This window comes from Rhodococcus sp. 14-2470-1a, from assembly GCF_002259425.1.
Taxonomy (GTDB): domain Bacteria; phylum Actinomycetota; class Actinomycetes; order Mycobacteriales; family Mycobacteriaceae; genus Rhodococcoides; species Rhodococcoides fascians_E.
Map to the genome: position 1 here is coordinate 18,816 of NZ_NPFZ01000004.1, position 23,705 is coordinate 42,520.

At 65.2% G+C, this 23,705-nt stretch carries 3 protein-coding genes; all 3 read right to left on the reverse strand.

Annotated elements, in window-relative coordinates:
- Positions 1-4: 4 nt before the first annotated feature.
- Positions 5-13,846 carry a non-ribosomal peptide synthetase gene (locus CH292_RS01720; RefSeq protein ID WP_094653846.1) on the reverse strand — a complete coding sequence of 4,614 codons (13,842 nt, stop codon included), beginning with the start codon at positions 13,844-13,846 and terminating at the stop codon, positions 5-7.
- Between the two features lie 150 nt (positions 13,847-13,996).
- Positions 13,997-17,335 (reverse strand): amino acid adenylation domain-containing protein, encoded by a 3,339-nt coding sequence (locus tag CH292_RS01725; RefSeq protein ID WP_256977842.1) that lies wholly within the window; start codon positions 17,333-17,335, stop codon positions 13,997-13,999.
- 337 nt (positions 17,336-17,672) lie between these two features.
- Complete coding sequence (locus CH292_RS01730) at positions 17,673-23,492, reverse strand: non-ribosomal peptide synthetase (protein WP_256977843.1); 5,820 nt, start codon at positions 23,490-23,492, stop codon at positions 17,673-17,675.
- Positions 23,493-23,705: the final 213 nt, after the last annotated feature.

A 23,705-nucleotide genomic window follows, 5' to 3' on the forward strand; every position in this document is an offset into this window, starting at 1 on the left:
GCCGCTACTGCGCCCACGGGTGGTCGATGACCACGTCCACGACATCCGTCCCACCGAGGTCCACGTCGGCGCCACTGCCGTGAACGACGTGCGTTGCCCAAGTGTCGTCGATGAGGTCGGGCACCTGGGCACTCCGGTCGTCCATCACGAGCGCAGCTCCCGTCGCGGCCGCGACGGCCACCGTCAGGACGTCGCGATCCCCGAGAAAGTGTCGTCGATCTGGCCGAGTCACCGAGCGTGCGTCACGATCGACGGTCAGCAGGCGTGCCTCGTGGTCGACGGCGAAGGTTCGCCCTGACGTCGACGCCGACTGCGCCAGCCGATGGTGCGTGACCACTTCCCCGCCGGAGATGACGGCCGTGTCGTCGGGGTCGATACCGAAGCCTCGTACGCCCCGGTCGACCGGCCGCGTCGATCGGCCGGACAGGCTCGCGTCGTCGACGGAGATCCAGGGAAGCGCCGAGCCGGACGGATCCGAGAAACCTACACCGACCGCGACCTCGCCGGCGTCGAGAGACACCGCGCCTCCGGCTGACCAGACAGCAAGGATTGCGCAGACGCCCTGCTCGGAGAACGGGAGATGGATCGTCACGGGTGTCCCCCGGCCGACGCCCTCGGACATCAGCAAGCGGGCCAACTGCGCGACGTGGTCCGAAGTCCGGACGTAGGACTGCTCGCCGTCTATGTCGACGATCATCGGCGCACCCGGTTCCGCTTCGACCGCTGCGTCGAACATCGCCGCCATCGTGCGCTGGGCGGCCAGGCTCGAGTCGGCATCGCGGGGCTCGGGTGGAGGCGGGGCGGGCTGGGCGATCTCGATGTCGCCGACGACGGCGTCGTCGGCGATCCCGAACGAACGCAGAACCGACAACAACACCTCGGCGACGTGGACCACCGTGGACTCGTCGTACAGGTCGGTCGCATAGATCAACGAGCACGCGGATTCGGCTCGCCCATCGGATGCAACCGCATCCGAGAACACGAACTGAAGGTCGTATCTCGCGACGTGTTCTTCCGCCTCGAGTGCGGACACGGCCAGATTCGGAAGTTCGAGAACGGTGGTCGCGTGATTCTGTAGTGCGAGCAGCACCTGGAAGAACGGCGATCGAGACCTCGATCGCGGTGGGTCGAGCATGTCGACGATGCGATCGAACGGCACATCGGCGTGCGAGAACGCATTCAGGTCGGTCTCGCGCACCAGGGCAAGCACGTCGCCGACGGTCTCGGATCCGTCGAGCGGTGTTCGCAGGACCACGGTGTTGACGAACATCCCCACCATGTCGTCGAGGGCCGAGTCCCCGCGTCCCGCAACCGGTGTCCCCACGGCGATGTCGGCATCGCCGGACAGTCTGGCCACAACAACGGCGAGGGCAGCGTGCAGTGTCATGAACAGCGTCACGCCATGACGACGAGCCAGCGTGTCGAGGGCCGACCGCAAGTCCGCGTCGACGACGAAGCGGTACTCGGCACCGACTCGACCGACGCCCACGCCCCGTGCTCGGTCGACGGGCACACCCCGCTGCTCGAGCAGTCCGTCCAGTGCAGTCCTCCAGTACGACTCCTGCCGTGACACCAGCGAGTCCGGGTCGTCGGTCGACCCCAGCGCCTCGAGCTGCCACAGCGCGTAGTCCGCATACTGAACGTCGAGCGGTGTCCACGACGGCTCCGTGCCGCGAATGCGTGCGTTGTACGCGATCAGCAGATCGCGCGTCAGCGGTGCCATCGAGAAACCGTCAGCTGCGACGTGGTGGGTGACGAACACCATGACGTGCTCGGTGGGCGTCACCTCGAGAACACGCAGGAGCACCGGGACCGACGCGGTGACGTCGAACGGGGTCGCGAGTATCTCGCGTACACGATCGACGACGTCGTCACCCGTGATCTCTTCGACCACGAAGTCGATTGCTGCATCCGCGCGTGGAAGAACGACCTGCGTGCCGACGCCGTCGATGTCGGGATAGTACGTTCGCAGGGTCTCGTGGCGACCGACGACGTCGTCTGCGGCCCGACGCAGGACGTGGACGTCGAGGGTGCCGCTCGCTCGCAGCGCGAACGCGATGTTGTAGTCCGTGGACGTCGGGTCGAGTCGAGCGAGCAGCCACATGCGTTGCTGCGCCGGGGAGAGCGGAAGCGTGTCGGGTCTACCGAGAGACACCAGTGTTCGACGCCTGCCCGTCCCGACCTGGGACGCGATCCTCGCCGCGAGAGCCGACACCGTGGGCGCTTCGAACAGCGCTCGTAGGTCGACCTCGGTGTCCAGAGCAGCGCCCAGTCGGGCGGTGACCTGGGTCGCGACCAACGAGTTGCCGCCCAGCGCGAAGAAGTCGTCGTCCGAGCCGACCCGGTCGTTACCGAGGACGGCCGAGAATGCCTCCGCCACCGCTTCTTCCACGGCGGTGGACGGGGCGCGGTACGTCGTGTCGACGACGGTCGGTGCAGGCAGTGCGCGCCGGTCGAGCTTGCCGTTGACGGTGAGGGGCAGATCTTCGAGTTCGACGAAACTGGACGGAATCATGTAGTCGGGCAGTCGTTCTCCTACGGTTCGACGGATCGAGTCGAGGTCTTCAGACGCACCGGCCGCACGTACGACGTACGCGACGACCCGAGGCCCGAGCGGTGGGTCCTCCCGCACGACGGCAACCGCTGTGGCTACCGAGGGATGGGCCGCAGTCGCTGCTTCCACCTCACCGAGTTCGATACGGTAACCACGGACCTTGACCTGTTGATCGGCTCGACCCGAGAATTCGAGCTCGCCGGTCTTCCCGGAGACCACCCATCGGACCCGGTCACCGGTGCGATAGAGAGGTTCGCCGTCCCCGAAGGGGTTTGCTACGAAACGCGTCGCTGTCAAGCCCGGTCGTTCCAGATAGCCGCGGGTCACTTGAGAGCCACCCACGTAGAGTTCGCCTTCGACGCCTACCGGCACGGGATGCAGGCGACGATCGAGTACGTGTACGGACAGGCCCGCAATCGGCATCCCGATTATCGAGCCGGACTCGACGTCGGATGCAGCGATTCGCCGGACAGTGACATGCACCGTCGTCTCCGTGATTCCGTACAGGTTGAACAGTGCAGGACCACGGGCTTCGCCGTCGCCGTGCCTGCCGAACCACGTGCGCAGACGCCGCGGTTCGAGCGCTTCTCCCCCGAACAGCACGTGCCGGAGAACGAGTTCCGTCGACGACTCGGTGTCCACGTCGACCAACCGTTGAAACGCCGACGGCGTCTGATTGAGAACTGTGACACGCTCGGAGGCGAGTAGTTCCCGAAACACCTCGGGAGAACGAGCGGTGTAGTGATCGACCACGACGAGCGTGCCGCCGTGAAGGAGGGCTCCCCACATCTCCCACACGGAGAAATCGAATGCGAACGAGTGGAACATCGTCCAGACGTCGGTCGCTCCGAACTCGAAGACGTCGTTCGTCTTCTCGAAGAGGGTCAGCACGTTGTCATGGGTGACTCCGACGCCTTTCGGCTGCCCCGTCGATCCCGACGTGTAGATGACGTACGCGAGCGACCCACGACGCAACGACGAATGCCGTTCTGCATCGGTCACTGTCGCCTCGGAGCGCCGATCCACCTCGGCCGCGGTAGGAGCGACAGCCGCCATGTCGACGGCAGGCAGTCCACCGAAGCGTGAGTCGACGCCCTGGTACACGGCCGCGACCGGGGCGCAATCGTCGAGGACGAAACGAACCCGATCGTCCGGGTGGTCCGGATCGATGGGGAGGTACGCGGCGCCCGAGGTGACCACGGCGAGCAGCGCGACCACGAGGTCCGCCGATCGGGGCAGCGACACAGCGACCGTAGCTTCCGGGCGTGCACCCAGCGCGATCAGTTCGCGAGCGATCACGTTCGCTTTCGCCGCGACATCTCGGTAAGTCCAGGATCTGCCCCCGTCACGCAGTGCAACGCGATCGGGTACCTCTCCGGCCATGGCATGGAACCGGTCGACCAACGTGGAGAATGCGGACGGCATCGGGTCGTCGGTTGTCTCGGTGACGAGTGCGAGCTCCAGCTCCGCAGCCGGAAGCAGCGTCACGTCCCCCAGCGGCTCGTGCGCCTGCTCCACGAGCGCGGACGCAGCACGTGCGTAGGCGTCGGCGATGCGCTGCACCGTGGCTCGATCCAGTGCATCCGCGGCGTACACGAATTCGACGTCCCACCCGGCCACGTCACCGGCGTCGTAGGCGTCGGCCACCGTCACCTGCAGATCGAATTTCGCCTCGACGGAATCGAATTCCACCCCGCTGATGGTCAGGTCGGGCAACTCCAAGTCGATCCGAGCGAGGTTCTGGAACACGAACATCACCTGGAAGAGCGGGTGTCTGCCGCGGATTCGGTGCGGATCCGTCACATCGACGATTCGCTCGAACGGCACGTCGGCGTTGGCGAACGCGGACAGATCGGTTTCACGTACGTCGGCCACGAACCGGTCGAAGTTCGCGGCCGGATCGACCCGGGTGCGCAGAACGAGAGTGTTGACGAACATACCGATCATCTCGTCGAGGCGACTGTCCCCACGACCCGCGACAACGGTTCCGACGGTGATGTCCTCGTTGGCGGACATTCGCGACAACACCACGGCGAGGGCGGCGTGCATGACCATGAACGGAGTTGCCCCGACGCCTCTGGCGTACGTTGCCACCGCATCTCGCGTCGACCGATCGATGGACACGACGACGGCGCCTGCCCGTTCCTCGGCAGCGGCCGTCGTCGTCGCGCGAGAACTGCTGCGCGGCAACTCGATTTCGGCAGGCACGTCCGAGAGCTGCCGGACCCAGTAGTCGATCTGACGCGACGCGGGCGATGCGGGATCGTTTTCGGAGCCGACGAAATTGCGCTGCCAGACTGCGAAGTCCGCATACTGCAGGGGCTGAGGATCCCATGCGGGTTCGTTGCCGGACGCCCGAGCTGCGTACGCGCGCGCCAGGTCCCGGGTGAGCGGACCTACCGAGAATCCGTCCACGGAGATGTGGTGGGCGACGACGACGAGGACGTGCTCGTCTGCGGACTCCCGCAGCAGAACCGCGCGTACGGGAACCGTCTCGGTCACGTCGAATCCACGAGACACCATCTCGAGGACTCGCGCGGTAGTCGACGCGGAGTCACTGTGCTCCACACGTAGTGCAACCGAACGGTGGGGTTCGACGAACTGGAAGCCGACCCCGTCGACGTCGGGGTAGCGCGTCCGTAGGATCTCGTGTCGGGTCGTGACGTCGTGAAAGGCCTCGACCAGGGCTCCGACGTCGAGGTTTCCTGTTATCCGGATCAGCGCGGGCACGTTGTTCGCTGCCGAACGAGGATCGAGTCGGTTGAGGAACCACATGCGTTGCTGCGGTAGGGACAGCGGAGCCGGGGTGTCGTGGTCCGGTCGTCGCGCCAGAACGCCTCGGACCGACCGCGTGGTCTCCCGCTCGATTCGTCCTGCGAGGACCTCGACTCCCGGAGCGTCGAACAACATCCGAAGGGGAACGTCGGTGGACAGCTCTGCTCCCAACCGCGCCACCACCTGGGTTGCGATCAGCGAGTTCCCGCCCAGGGCGAAGAAATCGTCGTCCAGACCCACTCGGGGTGCGCCGAGCATGTCCGAGTAGGTCGAGGCGACGATCTCCTCGACGGGAGTCGACGGCGCCCTGTGCGTCCGCACCTGGACCGCGGGCGCGGGCAGCGCCCGACGGTCGAGCTTGCCGTTCGGACCGACCGGCAGCCGGTCGACGACGACGATCGACGTCGGAACCATGTAGTCGGGGACGAAGCGCGCAGTAGCCGCACGGATGTCCGCTGCGTCGATGCTCGCCCCGTCCTCGGGTACGACGTACGCCACCAAGGAGTCACCGACGATTGCGTCGGTGTGCAGTACCACGACGGCCTGGCGAGCGTTGGGATGAGTGAGCACTGCAGCCTCGACCTCACCGCATTCGATGCGCTGGCCTCGAAGTTTCACCTGGAAATCGCTGCGGCCCACGTAGTCGAGTTCACCGACGGGGTTCCACCGCACCAGATCTCCAGTCCGATAGAGTCGTCCGCCCGTCGAATCGAACGGGTCGGCGACGAACCTCTCGGAAGTCAGTGTCGGTCTCGTCGCATAGCCTCTGGCGAGTTGTACCCCTGCCAGATACAGCTCCCCCACTACACCGGGCCATACCGGGTTCAAGCGCGAATCGAGCACGTACACACGGGTGTTCGAGACCGGCCGGCCGATGGGTACGGTCGGCGCAGCGGAGTCGACGATGTCGTACCGGGTGACATCGACGGCGGCCTCGGTGGGTCCGTACAGGTTGACGAGGTCGGTTCCAGCCAGAATCTCCGATGTCGCACGCACTGTGGCAGCGGGGAGCGCTTCTCCGGATGCGAAGATCCGCCGCAGCCTTCGCGCCGACCGCGCGTCCGGATGAGCGGTGAACACCGCGAGCATCGACGGTACGAAGTGCGCGACGGTGACGGAGTGCGTCTCGATCAGCCGTGCAAGATAGGTGGGGTCGCGGTGACCGTCCGCATCCGCGATCACCAGCGTCGCCCCGATCCCGAGCGGCCAGAACAGCTCCCACACAGACACGTCGAACGTCAGCGGAGTCTTGTGGACCACGACATCGTCGGTGCCCAGTGGATAGCACTGCTGCATCCAGTCCAGCCGATTGACGACGGCGCGGTGGCTGACCACCACACCCTTCGGCCTGCCGGTCGACCCGGACGTGAAGATCACGTACGCCGCGACGTCCGGATGGTGTCGATGGACCGACACAGTCGCGTTCGGTTCGCTCTCGACCGTGTGGTGCACGTCGATGGTGACGACCCCGGTTGTCGCCTTCGACAACTCCACGCTCGACGCAGCACCGTCGACGAGAACGACTGAGGCTTCGGACGCCTCCAGAACGTAGTGCAGGCGCTCGATCGGTTGCTGCGGATCGATCGGTACGTAGGCACCGCCGGCATCGAGCACGGCGTACACCGCGAGGACCGACTCGAAAGACCGTGACACTGCCACACCGACGGTGGTCTCCGGTCCGACACCTGCGTGTTGCAGCGTCCGAGACAGCGCCTTCACCTGATCGGAGAACTGTGCGTAGGAGATCTCGTGGTCACCGTGGCGAATCGCAATCGAATCGGGAGACCTCTGGGCAACCCGGCGGAATCGATCGAGGAGCATGTCCTCGCGGGCAGCGACCGCGGTTCGGTTCCATTCGGTGAGAACCGATGTCGTCTCGTGGTCGTCGAGAAGGTCGATGTCACCGACGACCGCGAACCGATCGGTGACCATGGCCTCGAGTATTCGGACGAATCGCCGTCCGGCTGCGGCGATGGTGTCTTCGTCGAACAGCTCGGTCAGGTAGAGGAACTGAGCCGACATTCCTGCGGGTTCGCCGGAACGGTCGAAATCCTCCGACATGGTCAGGTACAGATCGAACTTCGACAGCCCGGTTTCCAGTTCGACGCCCGCGGCGCGGATCTCCGGGAGCTCGACGCTTGTGCGTTCGAGATTCTGGAACGCGAGCATCACCTGGAACAGAGGTTGTCTCGCCGTCGACCTCGTCGGATCGAGTATCTCCACCAGCCGCTCGAACGGAAGGTCCGAGTTCGCGAACGCGTCGAGGTCGGATTCGCGCGTCGACGCGAGCACGTGCCTCACGGTGTCCGAGGGACGGATCTCGGATCTGAGCACGAGCGTGTTGACGAACATGCCGATCACATCGTCCAGCGCACGCTCACCACGGCCTGCGATCGGCGTTCCGATCGTGACGTCTTCCGTTGCCGCCGCACGTGCCAACAGAATCGCGAACGCTGCGTGCACGACCATGAACGGCGTGCATCCCACGTCGAGGCCCAGCGCGACGACGGCGCGATGCAATGCACCGCCGATCGCGAAGCGGTGAACGGCACCGCGCTCGGACTGCACGACCGGGCGAGGACGGTCGGTCGGTAGGTCCAGCTGCTCGGGGCTCCCTGCGAGACGCCGCTTCCAGTAGTCGATCTGCGTGCGAACCAGAGATTCCGGATCGTTCTCCTCCCCGAGGACCTCGCGCTGCCACACCGAGAAGTCGGCGTACTGCACCTTCATCGGCTCCCACATCGGTGTCCGACCTCCGACTCGTGCCGCGTATGCGTACACGATGTCTCGCATGAGGGGACCGATGGAGAAACCGTCGGCGGCGATGTGGTGGACGACGACCGCGAGGATTCCTTCGGTATCGCCGACTCGGAACAGATGGGCACGGAACGGCGGAGCTTCGGACAGCGCGAAACTCGTGTTCACCAGCACGCGGATGCGTCCGAGCGCGTCGTTCTCGGTGCAGGTGTCCACACCGAGCTCGAACGGGCTCTCGTCGATACGCAGAATTCGTTGGTGGCCGACACCGTCCACATCCGGATACACGGTGCGTAGCGTTTCGTGGCGTTCACGGATGTCGTCGATGGCCGTTCGGAGGGCTGTCTCGTTCAGCTCACCGGTGAGACGGACGACGATGGGAATGTTGTAGGCGGCGGAGTCCGGTTCGAACTGATCCAGGAACCACATTCGTTGCTGCGCAAGGGACAGCGGTATTCGTTCCGGACGTGTGCGCGCCGTCAGGGGTGCGCGCCGCTTCTTCCCGACGCTGCGATCGATCACTGCTGCCAGGGCAGCCACCGACGGTGCGTCGAACACGGCGCGGACATCGAGGTCGACGTCGAGTTCTGCGCCGACCCGGGCGGTCACCTGAGTGGCGAGAAGCGAGTTGCCACCGAGAGAGAAGAATTCGTCGTCGCGCCCGACTCGATCGACACGCAGGAGGCTGCTGTAGACCTCGGCGACTACGTGCTCGGCGCGAGTACGCGGCTCGGTGAACTCTGTGCGCTCGAACATCGGCTCCGGCAGCGCTCGCCTGTTCAGTTTGCCCGACGGTCCGAGCGGGAGCTCGCCGATCACGAGGAACGCCGACGGAACCATGTATTCGGGCAGTACCCGCCCGGCCACATCCCGTAGCCGTTCGGTGTCCACGGACGACCCGTGCGAGGGGACGATGTAGGCAACGAGCCTGTCACCTCGTACATCCACCACGGCGTGGTGGACCGAGCCGTCGCGGAGAAGAACGTTCTCGATCTCCCCGAGTTCGATGCGCAACCCTCGCAGCTTGACTTGAAAGTCCGAGCGGCCGAGGTATTCCAGCTCGCCGTCGGTGCGCATCCGTACGACGTCACCCGTGCGATAGAGCCTCGCCCCGTCGATCGAGAACGGGTCGGCGACGAACCGGTCGGCCGTCAGCTCGGGACGATTCGAGTATCCGCGCGCGAGTTGCACGCCGCCGAGGTACAACTCCCCTTGCCCACCCACGGGGACCGGGTGCAACCTCGAATCGAGCACGTGCACACGAGTGTTGAACACGGGACGTCCGATCGGTACGCCGTCGGTGTCGGTGTCGGAGAACTCGTGGTGGGTCACGTCGACGGCAGCCTCCGTGGGGCCGTACAGGTTGACCACGCGTGCACCCGGCAGTGCCGTCTGCAGCGACGATGCCGTTGCGGACGGCAGGGCTTCTCCCGAGCAGAACACCCATCGCGGCGCGACGTTCGCCGGTGCCCTATCGGAGGCGTACACGGCGGCCATCGACGGTACGAAGTGCAGGACCGTTACCTGCTGGGACGACAGGAGCGAGGCCAGGTAGTTCGGATCACGGTGGCCGTGCGGACGCGCGATCACCGTTCGAGCACCGATGTGCAACGGCCAGAACAACTCCCACACCGACACGTCGAACGTCACCGGAGTCTTGTGCAGGACGACGTCCTCTCGGGTCAACCCGTATTGTTCCTGCATCCAGACGAGCCGATTCACGATGGCGCGGTGGTCGACCGACACCCCCTTGGGGGCACCCGTCGATCCCGACGTGAAGAGAACGTAGGCAGTGTTCGCCGCGGTGAGCGTACCGAGACGATCGGCGTCGGTCAGCGGTCCGGGCGAGAAGGCGCGCAGGTCGATCTCGTCCACGGACACCGCCGGGACACTCGATGCTTCGAGCGCCTGGCTCGAGATCGACGCGCCGACAAGGTCCTCGTTCCTCGACAGCACCAGCACAGCGTTCGACGCCGTGACGATGTGCCGCTGCCGCTCTCCAGGCTGATCCGGATCCATCGGGACGTATGCAGCACCAGCTGCCTGCACGGCGTAAATGGCCACGAAGAGGTCGAAGGAGCGATGCATCGAGACCGCGACTCGCGTTTCCGGACCGACGCCTCGCGAGATCAGGTACCGCGCAAGCGTGTTCACGCGTGCGTCGAACTCCCGATAGGTCAGAGTGACGTCGTCGCACGTCAGAGCGTCGGCATCGGGCGACGCTGCCGCGCGCGCAGCGTACATCGACACCAACGTCGACGTCTCGTCGAACTCGTGATGGGTCGAATTGATCTCGTCGATCAACCAGCGGCGCTCGGCGGCATCGATCAGAGCGATGTCGCCGACGACCGCCGTCGAATCCTCGGACACCACGTCGAGGAGAAGACGAACGCGAGCGGCCAGCGCGTCGACGGTCGACGTATCGAAGATGTCGCGCGCGTACGTGATGGAGAATTCGATGCCGTTCGGGTCACCGGAGCTGGAGTAGCTTTCGGAGAAGACCAGTTCGAGGTCGAATCTGGCGGCATGGACGGCGACCTCCACGGGCGACAGCGCAAGTCCGGACGCCTGTACGGTCGCGCGGCCTCCGTCCTGGAAGGTCAACAACACCTGGAACAACGGGTGACGTCCAGAGACACGAGGTGGGTCCAGTATCTCCACCACACGGTCGAACGGAAGGTCCGCGTGAGCGAACGCGGACAGGTCCACCTCGCGTACTCGGGCCAACACGTCGTCGAAGGTCGCCGACGAGTCCACCGGCGTCCGCAGCACCAGCGTGTTCACGAACATGCCGACGACTGCGTCGAGATCGGTCTCACCGCGGCCGGCAACCGGTGTACCCACGACGACATCCGATTCACCGGACATCCGCGCCAACAACACTGCGATGCAGGCGTGCACCACCATGAACGGAGTGACGCCCCGGCGTCCGGCGAGTTCGACGATTCGCCGATGGACGGCTGCATCGAGACGTCGGGAACTACGTCCACCCGATCCCGACCGAACTGGCCCTCGCGGCCTGTCCGTCGGGACGATCGTCTCCTCCGTCGCACCGGCGAGTGTCGTCGACCAGAACCTTTCCTGAGCCGCAGCCAGTGACGTCGAATCGTCGGATGCCCCGAGCAGCGCTCGCTGCCACACCGTGAAGTCCGTGTACTGCACCGGTAGCGGCATCCACTCGGGCGCGTGCCCAGCGAGGCGCGAGACGTACGCTTCCGTGACATCCGACGCAAGAGGGCGCATGGAGAAGCCGTCGGCTGCGATGTGATGGACCACGAAGATCAAGACGTGATGCTCGGATGCCGTGCGCAGTAACCTGACTCGGAACGGCGGCGCGGCTGTGACGTCGAACGGCGTCGTGGCGGCCCGCTCCAGGTGACGCATCACCGACGACGGATCCGCGTCGACGACGCTCAGATCGATCGGGGCATGCCCTGGATCGGCCACCGATTGGGTGCCTGTCCCGTCGACCTCCGGGTAGGTGGTCCGCAGTACCGCCTGGCGAGCGACCACGTCACCGACAGCTGCCGTCAGAGCAGTCGGATCCAGCGGCCCGCGCAGTTCGAGCGCCAGCACGATGTTGTCGGCGGCGGACTCGCTGTCGAGCCTGGCCGAGAACCACATTCGTTGTTGGGCAGCCGAGAGCGGGACGGGGTAGGTCACCGGCAGACGCCCGAGCACGGCGGTGCCGTCGGGCCCGGAACCGGCGGCGAACTCGACGACCGTCGCCCACTGTTCCACGGTCGCGTTGTCGAAGAAGTCACGGACGGCGGTGCGTACGCCGAATCGAGAATTCACACGGGACACCGCACGCGTCGCCGCCAACGAGTTCCCACCGAGGGCGAAGAAGTCGTCGTCCAGCCCGACGCCGGATACACCGAGGAGCACCTCGAACTCCTCCGCGACACCGATTTCCGTGTCGGATTCCGGTGCGCGGAAGGCGGTTCGTTCGGCCGGGGGGTCAGGAAGGCTTCGCCGATCGAGTTTGCCGGAGTGTCCGAGTGGCATCGCGTCCAGTTCCACCAGGGCACTCGGCACCATGTACGCCGGAAGCACCGCCTTCAGCCTGGCCGTCGCCGCCTCCTCGTCGAATTCGGACGATCTCGTCGGCACCACGTATCCGACCAGGCGGTCGCCGCGCACGATCACCGCGCATTGAAGCACGGAGGGATCCTGCTGCAGAACGGTTTCCACTTCGCCGAGCTCGATCCGCAGTCCGCGGAGTTTGACCTGGGAGTCACTGCGGCCGAGGTAGACCAGAACCCCGCCGTCGGTCCACTTGACCAGGTCCCCGGTGCGATACATGCGTCGACCTGAACCGAATGGGTCGGCCACGAACCGATCCGCAGTGAGCTGCGATTTTCCGACGTATCCGCGTGCCAGTTGAATACCGGCGAGGTACAACTCTCCGACCGTCCCATCGGGCACGGGGCCGAGTGCACCGTCGAGTACATACAGCTCGGTGTCGTCGGCAGCTACGCCGATGGGTACAGGTCCGTCGCCTGCCCCCGTCACGTGGTGCGCGGTCACGTCGACGGCGGCCTCGGTCGGCCCGTACAGGTTGTGCAGCTCGGCAGCCGACAGCGATGCGAACCGTGCTGCGGTGGCGGCACCGAGCTCTTCGCCCGACGCGAAGAGGTATCTGAGACTCGAAATATCCTCTACGCCGACGACATCGACGAACACCGCCAGCATCGACGGGACGAAATGCGCGACGGTCACGTCGGTGGACCGGATGGTCGTCGCAAGGTATTCGGGGTCGGTGTGCCCACCCGGCTCCGCGACGACGAGCGTCGCACCCACTTGCAGCGGCCAGAAGAACTCCCACACCGACACGTCGAAGGTGAACGGTGTCTTCTGCAGGACGACGTCCCGCGCGTTCAGCCGGTACAGGCGCTGTCGCCAGTGCAGGTTCGCGGCGATTGCGCGGTGCGAGACCCCGACGCCTTTCGGCCGACCGGTCGATCCGGACGTGAAGATCACATAGGCCAGGTCGTCCGGCGCCGGTCCCGACAGATCCCCGTCACGGGCGTCGGAACCGTGGGTCAGGAGGGTTCGAACATCGACGACGGGCACTTCGGACGGCAGCCGGTGGGCGATGGTGTCCTCGGTGACGATCAGTACCGGCTCGGCGACGTCGACGATGTAGTCGAGCCGCTCGCGCGGATGATCGGGGTCCAACGGTAGATAGGCGGCGCCGGACTTGACGATTCCGTACATTGCCACGATCAACTCGACCGACCGATGCATGGCCACGCCGACGGTTCGGTCGGGCCCGGCACCCAGCGACACGAGGTGACGTGCCACCTGCTCGGCTCTCCGATCCAGCTCTCCGTAGCTCAACACCTGGTCTCGAAACCGCACCGCAGGGCTGTCCGGTGTGCTCTCCACGACAGCGTCGAATTCGTCGAGCAACGTGCCGGACGGCCTGACATCGTCGCCGTCGAACTCGGGGGCGGCGACGAGACGGGACAGCGAGGCGGCGAGCTCGGTGAGAACGCGGTCGAACGCACCCTCGTCGGACTGGAAGGTCGCGGGAAGCAGGTCTCCCAGGACCAGAGCGAACAGCGCGTCCGGTCCGAGGACTCCACCCATGCTGGAGTCCAGCCGGTCCACTGCCTCGGCCAGCTGACCGAATCGGACGGTCACACCGTCGAACACGAGGGCGGGACGATCGGCCTCCGCGTGCGCGACGGACGTGACGAGCCTGCGAACGTCGGTGACCGAGAGGGGCAGGCTGTGGTCGGGATCGACAACCATGTGGTGCAATCCTCCCCACCCTCGATCGAATGTTCGGTACCGCGGTGTTCGCGTACCGAACAATCAAGAGCGGTCTACCTTGCCCACGATACTGTGACGAACGCGTCGTCTCCGGTCGGGGCTGGGCGTTTTGTGAAACTTCCCTGACCGTCAGTCTCCTCTGGTCGCACCGGGAACCGACGGTGCGAGGGCCTCGCCGATGGTCACGGACGGGTCGATCGACACGGCGTCGAGAAGACGTGAGACGCCGGCTGCCAGTCGTTCCGCCGTTTCTTCGCGAAACAGGTCGGTCGCATAAAGCACGGTTCCTGCCAGCGCGGCGTCGCCCGCGTCACCCGTCACGTCCTGAAACACCAGCTGAAGCTCGTATTTGCTGACCCCGTAATCGAAATCGACCGGTGTGATCCGCAAGCCAGGCAGTTCCAAGCCGGGCCACCCGAGGTTCTGAAAACTGACCGTCGTCTGAACGGGCAGTTCACCGGTGTCGACTCGGCTCAGCACGTCGTCGATGGGCACGTCTGCATGCTCCAGAGCACTCAGGTCGACGGCGCGACTGTGCGCGAGCAGGTCCGTGAACGCGGTATCCGGGTCGACACGCGTTCGCAGCACCACCGAGTTGTTGAACTTCCCGATGAGCCCGTCGAGTTCTGCGAGCCCTCGACCGGCCGCTGGAATTCGAACGGCGATGTCGTCGGATCCCGATTCGTGACCGAGCACTGCTGCCACTGCAGCGTGTACGGCCATGAACAGCGATGCGTTGTTCTCCACGGCCAACGTTTCCACGGTTCGACGAACGTCCGCGGAAATCAGGAAGCCGACATTCGCACCCGACGTCGTCACCGTCGCCGGACGTGCGTGATCGGTCGGGACACGTCCGGCCGACGCGAGGCCGTCCAATCGCGACCGCCAGTACTCGACCTGTCGGTGTGCCAGCGACTCTGGATCATCGGGGTCACCCAGGACGCTTCGAAGCCACAGGGCATGGTCGGCGTACTGGATCGGCAGCGGCTCCCACTCGGGCGTACGGCCGTCTGTTCGCGAGACGTACGCGGTCAGCACGTCCGTGGTGAGTGGACGCATCGAGAATCCGTCACCGGCGATGTGGTGCAAGACGAAAACGAGAACGTGGTCGACCGGCGATACCCTCAACACCGCGGTTCGCACAGGGACCTCGGCGGTCACGTCGAAGCGGGTCGCCGCTACCTTCTCCACCGCGGAGGCGATGTCGTTCTCGTCGACGTCGATCGGTTCGAGGTCGAGCCGAACGTCGTGGGCTGCGACTGCCTTCTGGTGTCCGACACCGTCGACATCCGGATAGACGGTTCGAAGTACCTCGTGCCTGTCGACGACATCGAGTGCCGCCGCACGCAACGCGGAGACGTCCAGTTCTCCCTGCATCCGTACGGCCACAGGAATGTTGCGCGCGTGGGTCTGCGAAAGACGGTTGTCCTCCCACAGCCGCTCCTGATTGGGGGACAACGGGACCAGGGTGGCCCGCAGTGTCGTCGTGGACGGCGCACCGGCAGCATCGAAGGTCACCGGATCCGGTCTCGGATCGTCCGCCAGGTGATATGTCCGACGAGACTTTTCGCGGGCAACCAGGTCGAAGACAGCCAGATCGACAGCGTCCACATCCAGGTGGCCCGACAGGCGAGTGCCCTCCCCGTATCTCTCGATCATCGCTGCGATTTCGCGAGCCAAACCTGCGACCGTCGGCGCGTCGAACAACAACCGGGCGGGCACGCAGCAGTCGAGCCGTGATCCGACACGTGCTGCAACCTGGGTTCCGATCAGCGAGTTCCCACCGAGTTCGAAGAAGTTGTCGTCCGCGCCCACCCGGTCGCGGCCGAGCAGTTCCGCATACACGGCGGCAACTGCTTTCTCGGCGAACGTCGACGGTTCACGGAACTCACGCGCGGTGAACTCCGGCTGCGGCAATGCAGAACGATCCACTTTGCCTGCACCGGTGAGCGGCACGTGATCGATCAGCACGACAGCCGACGGAACCATGTGCGACGGCAGAGACCGGCCCGCCCACTCCTTCAATTCAGCGGCGTCGGGTGCTGCGGATTTCGAGGGCAGAACGTAGGACGCCAGCGCAGTGGTTCCGGCACCGGCGTCGACGCCTGTCGTGAGGGAGAAATCGACGTCCGGGTGAGATCGAAGAACAGCGTCTATTTCACCGAGCTCTATTCTGAATCCGCGAATCTTCACCTGGAAGTCGTTGCGGCCGAGGTACTCCAGACCGCCGGACGACGTACTGCGAACACGGTCGCCCGTCCGGTACATACGTCCACCGGCGGAATCGCGGGGGTCGGCCACGAATCGCGCCGCGGTCAACGACGAGCGACCGTGATATCCCCTGGCCACACCGGGTCCGGCAAGGTACAACTCCCCAGCGACCCCCGGTGGAACAGGCGCGAGACGCGCGTCGAGAACGTGAGCGCGCATTCCGTCGACAGGGCGGCCCATCGTCACGGGGGAACCGTCCCGGATCGGATCGGACATCGTCGCGAAGATCGTGGCCTCGGTGGGTCCGTACCCGTTGATCAGCGACCTGCCGGGTGCCCACCGTGCGACCAGATCGGCCCCGAAGTCCTCGCCTCCCACGACCAGAACCTCCAGGTCGTCGAGTCCGTTACCGTCCACCGATGTCAGGGCCGCAGGGGTCGAGAAGCCATGCGTGACGCGTTCTCGGCGAAGCAGCTCGACGAGTTCTTCGCCGCCGTAGTTGTCCGGAGGCGCGATCACCATCGTTGCGGACGAGCCGATCGCGATCAGATAGTCGAACACCGACACGTCGAAGCTGGGTGAGGTGAAATGCAGTGTCCGGGAACGATGGGTCAGGTCGAGCGTCCGCACTGCCTGAGCGCACAGGGCTGCCAGCCCCGCATGCGTCACCACCACCCCTTTCGGCGTGCCCGTCGAGCCGGAGGTGTAGATGAGATAAGCGGGGTTCTCGGCACGCAGGGTACCGGTTCGTTCGCTCGTGGACACCGGCTCGTCGGACAGTTCGCCCAGGCGCGCCCCCGTCTCGGTGTCGTCGAGCGCGGTCCATGCGCACGCATTCGGTAGCCCGGCCGGGTGCATGGTGGACGACGACAGATGCTCGGTGAGGGTGAGCCCTCGGCTCGCGCCCGAGTCGGTCACCATGTGGCGGATGCGTTCGGCCGGGTAGGACGGGTCGACCGGAAGGAAGGCGCCTCCCGATTTGACGACGGCCCACACCGCGACGATCGACTCGATCGATCGAGTCAGAGCGAGTGCGACCACGACTTCGGGGCCGACTCCGCCGGAGATGAGGTACCGAGCCAGCCTGGACGACCGGGCGTCGAGTTCGGCGTACGTGACCGTCCGCTCGCCGTCGACGATCGCGACGGCGCTCGGATCTCGTTCGACCGCGGTACTCAGCAACGCCGGTAGCAGCGTGACCCGACTACGGGCCGGTCTACGTCCCCGTTGCCCGCGATCCTTTCGTTCACCCTTCACTCGGTCACTCGACGACGTGGACCGCGAACTCATACGTGAACAACCCCTCGACCGTGCTCGTTGGACGCCGCCTCGTGGCCAGGTCGCCCGCCGTTCGTCGTGGGCAGGCTTCGTTGGAAACATGCTCACCCGGACTCGACGAACTATTACAACACGATTACGAAAAGGTTCGGCGAACACCCGCCGACCGCGCGGCGAACAGCGCATCAGCCAAGTCACACTGAGGTTTTGGATTCTGAGACAGTCGCCCGAACAAGCCGCATACGGTCGAATGTCCGAAATAACAGGATCGAAGTCGAATCGAAAAGTGCATAACAATACTTTCGATTGTTATGCACTATTTCGACGAGTTCACCACTTTCGAGACAATGGCCAATGCGCGAGCAGATGCCATTCTCCAGTGAGTTTCTTCGACCACCTGATTGTCCACCCGACCGGTGAGGAAGGGGTGCCATCCATCTGCGCCGACTCTGCCCGTCGGATCGTCTACTCCGGCGGTGAAGTACACCACGTCACCGTCGAAGACCTCGGGCACGTGCCCGGCCAGCAGGGAGCGTGCCTCCTCTGCGCCGGAGACCACGTCGGCTATTCGCTCCGCCGAGATCTCGGAGAACGGAGCGGGGAGAGTGGCAACGGCGGCAGCTATGGACTCCGCGGTGACGTCCGAACCGTCGAACGTGGCATCCGGTAAGAGTGCGCCGAACAGGTGCGACATCGTCACGGGGGTGGCACGCGCGGCGACGTCGGCTGCTTCCTCCGATCCGCCCAGCGCGCTGTCCATCATCGCCAGAAGTCGAACGGTGCTCCCCTGTTTCTGCAACCGCACTGCGACGGCATGAGCCAGGACACCCCCGAGCGACCATCCCAGGAGTTCGTACGGACCCTCCGGTTGAACGCGTCGAATTTCGTCGACGTACCTGTCGGCCCAGTCCGCTATGGATCTCGGAGCCCACTCGGGCTCCGTCAGTGCCGGTGACTGCAGTGCGGTGATGCCGATGTCGGACGCCAGCGTCTGCGCCAACCCTCCGAACGACCACGACACGCCCACTATCGGATGGAAACACCACAGTCGACGACCGGACGACGAGGGTCGTATCGGCAACACGACGTCCAATGCTGTCCGGGCGTCCGTGACCGCAGGTCCTTCGTCGATTCTGCGCGCCAACGCGTCGACGGTCGATCCCGAGAACATCCACAGCAACGGGACCTGGAAGCCGACCGCCGTGCTCAACCTAGCCACGATCTGGGTGGCCACCAACGAATTGCCACCCAGTTCGAAGAAGTCGTCGTCGAGGCCGACCTGCTCGACTCCGAGCACGTCCGCGAACACGTCGGCCACCGTCTGCGCTGTCGGCGATGTCGGTGCACGGAACTCCCGCACCTCCATCTCGGGCTCGGGCAACGCAGCACGGTCGAGCTTTCCGTTGACGTTCCGAGGCAACTCGTCCAGCACGACGAACGCGGCCGGGATCATGTACGACGGAAGCCGTTCGGCCACCGCCGCTTTCACCGCACCTGGATCGACGTCACCCGACGATCCCACGACGTACGCGACCAGGCGGTCCCCCAGCCGCTCGTCCGACCGCGCCAGAACGGCGACGTCACGAACTCCGGGCACACCGGCGACCACGGACTCGATCTCGCCCAGTTCGATTCGAAATCCACGGATCTTGACCTGGAAGTCACTGCGTCCGATGTAGTCGAGTACTCCGTCGGCTCGCCACCGGACCAGATCACCGGTGCGGTACATCCTCTCACCACTCCCGGCAGGGTCGGCGACGAACCGATCCGCGGTCAGGTCGAACCGACCCTGATATCCCCGAGCCAATTGCACTCCGGACAGGTACAGCTCGCCCACGACGCCGACAGGAACCGGATGCAGACGCGAATCCAACACGGCCACACGACAATTCCACTCCGGCCGGCCGATCGGTACGACGGAGTCGATCGGAAGCTCGAGCTGGATCGACGTGACCGACACCGCGGCCTCGGTAGGACCGTACACATTGTCGAGGCGGAGGTTTCCGCCGCCGAGCACCGTCCGCGCAGTCGACGCAGGCAACGCCTCACCGATGGCCAGTACCCGACGAATCGACGACGGCAACGCCCCACCCGATGCCTCCACCATCGCCGCGAGCACCGATGGCACGACGTGCAATGTCGTCACTGCTTCGTGCTGCACGAGCGTCGACAGATACACCGGATCGCGGTGCCCATCCGCAGTGGCGATCACCAGGCGACCACCTACGACCACCCACGACCACAACTCCCACACCGACAGGTCGAACGTCGCAGCAGTCTTGAGCAGAAAGACGTCGGACTCGTCCAGTTCGTACTCGGCGCGCATCCATTCGAGCTGATTGACCACCGAACGATGCGACACCGCGACCCCCTTGGGGCGACCGGTCGAACCGGACGTGAAGATCACGTACGCGGTGTTGTCCGGGCGCAACGGCACCGCCCGATCTTCATCCGTCACCGCCGTACCGTCGACGCCGCCGAGGTCCAGATCCTCGATGTCGACGACCCGCTGTCCGGCCGGAATCGACGCGCCGGCGAACTCGGCACCGTCTCCACCGGCGATCAACACCACCACGGGCGCGGCGGACCCGACGATGTATCCGACACGGTCCGCGGGTTGATCCGGATCGACGGGCACGTACGCACCGCCCGCCTTGACCACCGCGAACATCGCCCACACCATCACCTCCGACCGCCGGATGGCGACCGCGGCCGTGGATTCGGGCCCGACACCACACGAAATCAAATATCGAGCAAGACGGTTCACGCGTTCGTCGAACTCCCGGTAGGACCACGATCGATCCCCGAACGTCAACGCGATCGCATCCTGACGACCGGACACTGCCGAGTCGACAGCGGCCACCAGAGTCGCCCCCGAATCGATCTCGTGCGCCGTCTCGTTCCACGTCACCACCGTGAGCTCGCGCTCACTCGCGCCCATGATGTCCACATCACCCACGACGACGGAGGGGTCCGACGCCACCGCAGTCACGAACGCGACGAACCGATCCACGATCGACCGGGCGGTGTCCTCGTCGAACAACGCAGTCGCGTACTTCAGGGTGGCGCCCATCCCTGTCGCATTACCGTCCTCGTCGTACTGGTCGGAGACGATCAGATGCAGATCGAACTGCGCGACCTCGGCGTCCGCATCGACCGCGGACACCGACAGCCCTGGCAGTTCGAGCACCGCCTTCTCGATGTTCTGAAACGACAGACCGACCTGGAACAGCGGATGACGTGCAGTGGACCGCGCGGGGTTGAGCACCTCGACGAGCCGCTCGAACGGAACGTCCGCGTGCGCCAGTGCACGCACGTCCACCTCGCGCACAGCAGCCAACGTCCGCTCGAAGCTCGCCGACGGATCCACCTCGGTCCGAAAGACCAACGTGTTCGCGAACATTCCGATCAGATCGTCCAAGGCAGCTTCACCGCGACCTGCGATCGGCGACCCGACTGCGATGTCCACCGAACCGGACAGCCGCGCCAACACACTCGCCCACGCTGCGTGCACCGCCATGAACAACGTCGCGTTGCTCGACCGTGCCGCCGCCGACAACGACTCCTGGACCGAGGCGTTCATCGAGAAATCGATCTTCCCGCCGGCAAAGGACTGCACAGCAGGTCGCGGCCGATCCGTCGGCAACTCCAGCTGATCCGGAAGCCCGGCGAGCTCCTGCTTCCAGAACGACAACTGTTCGAACGCAATCGATCTCGGATCGTCTTCGGAACCGAGAACTTCACGCTGCCAGATCGCGAAATCTGCGTATTGAACCTCCAGCGGCGCCCACCCCGGAACCCCACCGGCAGACCGGGCACCGTACGCAACCATCACATCGCGGGTCAACGGACCCATCGATCCACCGTCGGCGGAGATGTGCTGAACCACCAACGCCAACACGTACTCGGTCTCCGACAACCGGTACAACCGCACCCGAACCGGCACCTGGGCGGTGACATCGAAGGATGTGGCCGCCAATGCTCGCACTACAGACACGATCTCACCAGGATCGACATCGACGACCTCGAGATCGACACCTGCCTGGGCGGCGGGCAGAATCTTCTGCACCGGCCCCGACTCGTCCTCGGGATACAACGTCCGTAACGGCTCGTGCCGTCCCACCACGTCGTCGATCGCAGCCCGTAACGCATCGACGTCCAGAGCGCCGGACAACCGGATCGCGACGGGAATGTTGTACGCGGCAGATTCCGCGTCGAACCGATTCAAGAACCACATGCGCTGCTGCGCCAACGAAACCGGAATACGATCAGGACGCGGTAGCTCTCCCAACGCGATGCGGCGAGCAGCTCCTGCCTTTGCGTCCACAGCCCGAGCCAGGCCGGCGACCGTGGAATCCTGGAACACCTCACCTGCAGCGATGTTGACGTCCGTGGCAGCGCCGATTCTCGCCGCGAGTCTGGTCGCGGACAGGGAATTGCCGCCCAGTTCGAAGAAGTCGTCGTCGAGCCCGACCTGTTCGATTCCGAGAATCGTCGAGAACACCGCTGCCACCGCGCGCTCGGACGCTGTTTCGGGAGAACGATATTCACGACTCGCGAACACCGGTTCGGGAAGCGCGTCACGGTCGAGCTTGCCCGACGGGGTGAGCGGAACGGTGTCGATCTGCATGATCGACGCGGGCACCATGTGTTTGGGCAGCACACCGCCGGCGAATGCCGTGAGCTCGGCGGCATCGATCTCGTGGCCTACGACCGGACGGACGTAGGAGACGAGCGCAGTGTCTCCGGTCGGTCCAGGAACTCCGACGGTCACCGCGAACGCCACGGCGTCGTGCGAGGACAACGCGGTGTCGATCTCGCCGAGTTCGATACGGAACCCGCGGACCTTGACCTGGAAGTCGTTCCGCGCGAGATATTCGAGAGCACCGGAGGCCGTGACACGAACGACGTCCCCCGTTCGGTACATCCGTGTTCCCTGATCGGCCGACGGATTCGCTACGAAGCGAGACGAGGTCAAGCCCGGACGTGACTCGTACCCGCGCGCCAGACCGGCGCCGTCCAGATACAGCTCACCGGCGACGCCGGTAGGAACGGGGCGCAGCCGGCGATCCAGAACGTGCGCTGTCGTTCCGACGATCGCCTTACCGATGACCACGGGATCTCCGGGCCTCAGTGCCGGCGAGATGGTGCTGGCGACGGTGGATTCGGTCGGCCCGTACGCGTTGAAGAAGGAGCGGCCGGGCGCCCACGCCTCGACGAGTTCGGGTGGACAACTTTCACCGCCGACCACGACGGCCACCAAGTCGTCCAGGTCGACCGGTTCCACCGACGCCAGGGCTGCGGGTGTGACGAACGCGTGGGTGATGCGGTTCCGCCGTAGGAAGGCACCCAGTTCCGCTCCACCGTAGATGTCGGTCGGTGCCACGACCATCGTGGAACCGGCGGCAACGGCCATCGACAGTTCCAGCACCGACGCGTCGAAGCTCGGTGATGCGAAGTGCAGTGTGCGTGCCTGGCTGGTGAGCCCGTAATCGGCCTTCTGAGCGGCCGTGAGGTCGGCGAGTCCACGATGGGTCACGACGACGCCCTTGGGCAGACCCGTCGAGCCCGACGTGTAGATCAGGTACGCCGGATTGTCGCTACGGAGTACTGCGGTCCGATCCGACACCGAGATTCGCTCGTCGGAGACGCGGTCCAGTTCGGTCTGGAATCTTGCGTCGTCGAGGACCGTCCACACACACTCGTCGGGCAGAGAGTCCCGAAATTTGCTGGTGGTCAGGCCGACTCGCGCGCCGGAGTCCGAGATCATGTGCTGCACTCGGTCCGCTGGATACGTGGGGTCGACGGGTAGGAACGCGGCTCCGGTCTTGGCGACGGACCACACCGACAGCACCGATTCGATCGATCGAGTAATCCCGATCGCGACGACCGATTCCGGCCCGATTCCGGACGAGATCAGCACGCGTGCGATCCGGGACGATCGACGATCGAGCTCGGCGTAGGACAGCGCGATGTCTCCTGCTACCAACGCGGTGTGCGACGGGTCCAGTTCGACGGCCGCCGCGAGCAACTGAGGCAGCAGCGGAGACGTGTTCCGTACCCTGCGGGGTCGTGGAGGCCTGGGTCTGCGCGTCGACCGTGCACGGTCGACATCCGAGGGTCGGTCGTCGTTCATACGTCGCGGTCCGTGCGGTAGCCGGTGCAGTCCATGCAGTACACGATGTCCATTTTTGCTGACTGCACGTACACGTTCCGTTTCGCCCCTTCGATCGACGCTCGGCCCTGGGGCCGAAGCTCGGTTACATCCACACCGGTATGCGAACTACAGGTGGTTCGATGCACTCGGCACCGCAGATTGCGTACCCCACCGTTCATCGATTGCCGAGCG

What these genes read in the sequence shown, in the direction of transcription:
- CH292_RS01730 (WP_256977843.1), bottom strand. Translation starts at nt 23,492, where the DNA reads ATGAACGACGACCGACCCTCGGATGTCGACCGTGCACGGTCGACGCGC.
- CH292_RS01720 (WP_094653846.1), bottom strand. Translation starts at nt 13,846, where the DNA reads ATGGTTGTCGATCCCGACCACAGCCTGCCCCTCTCGGTCACCGACGTT.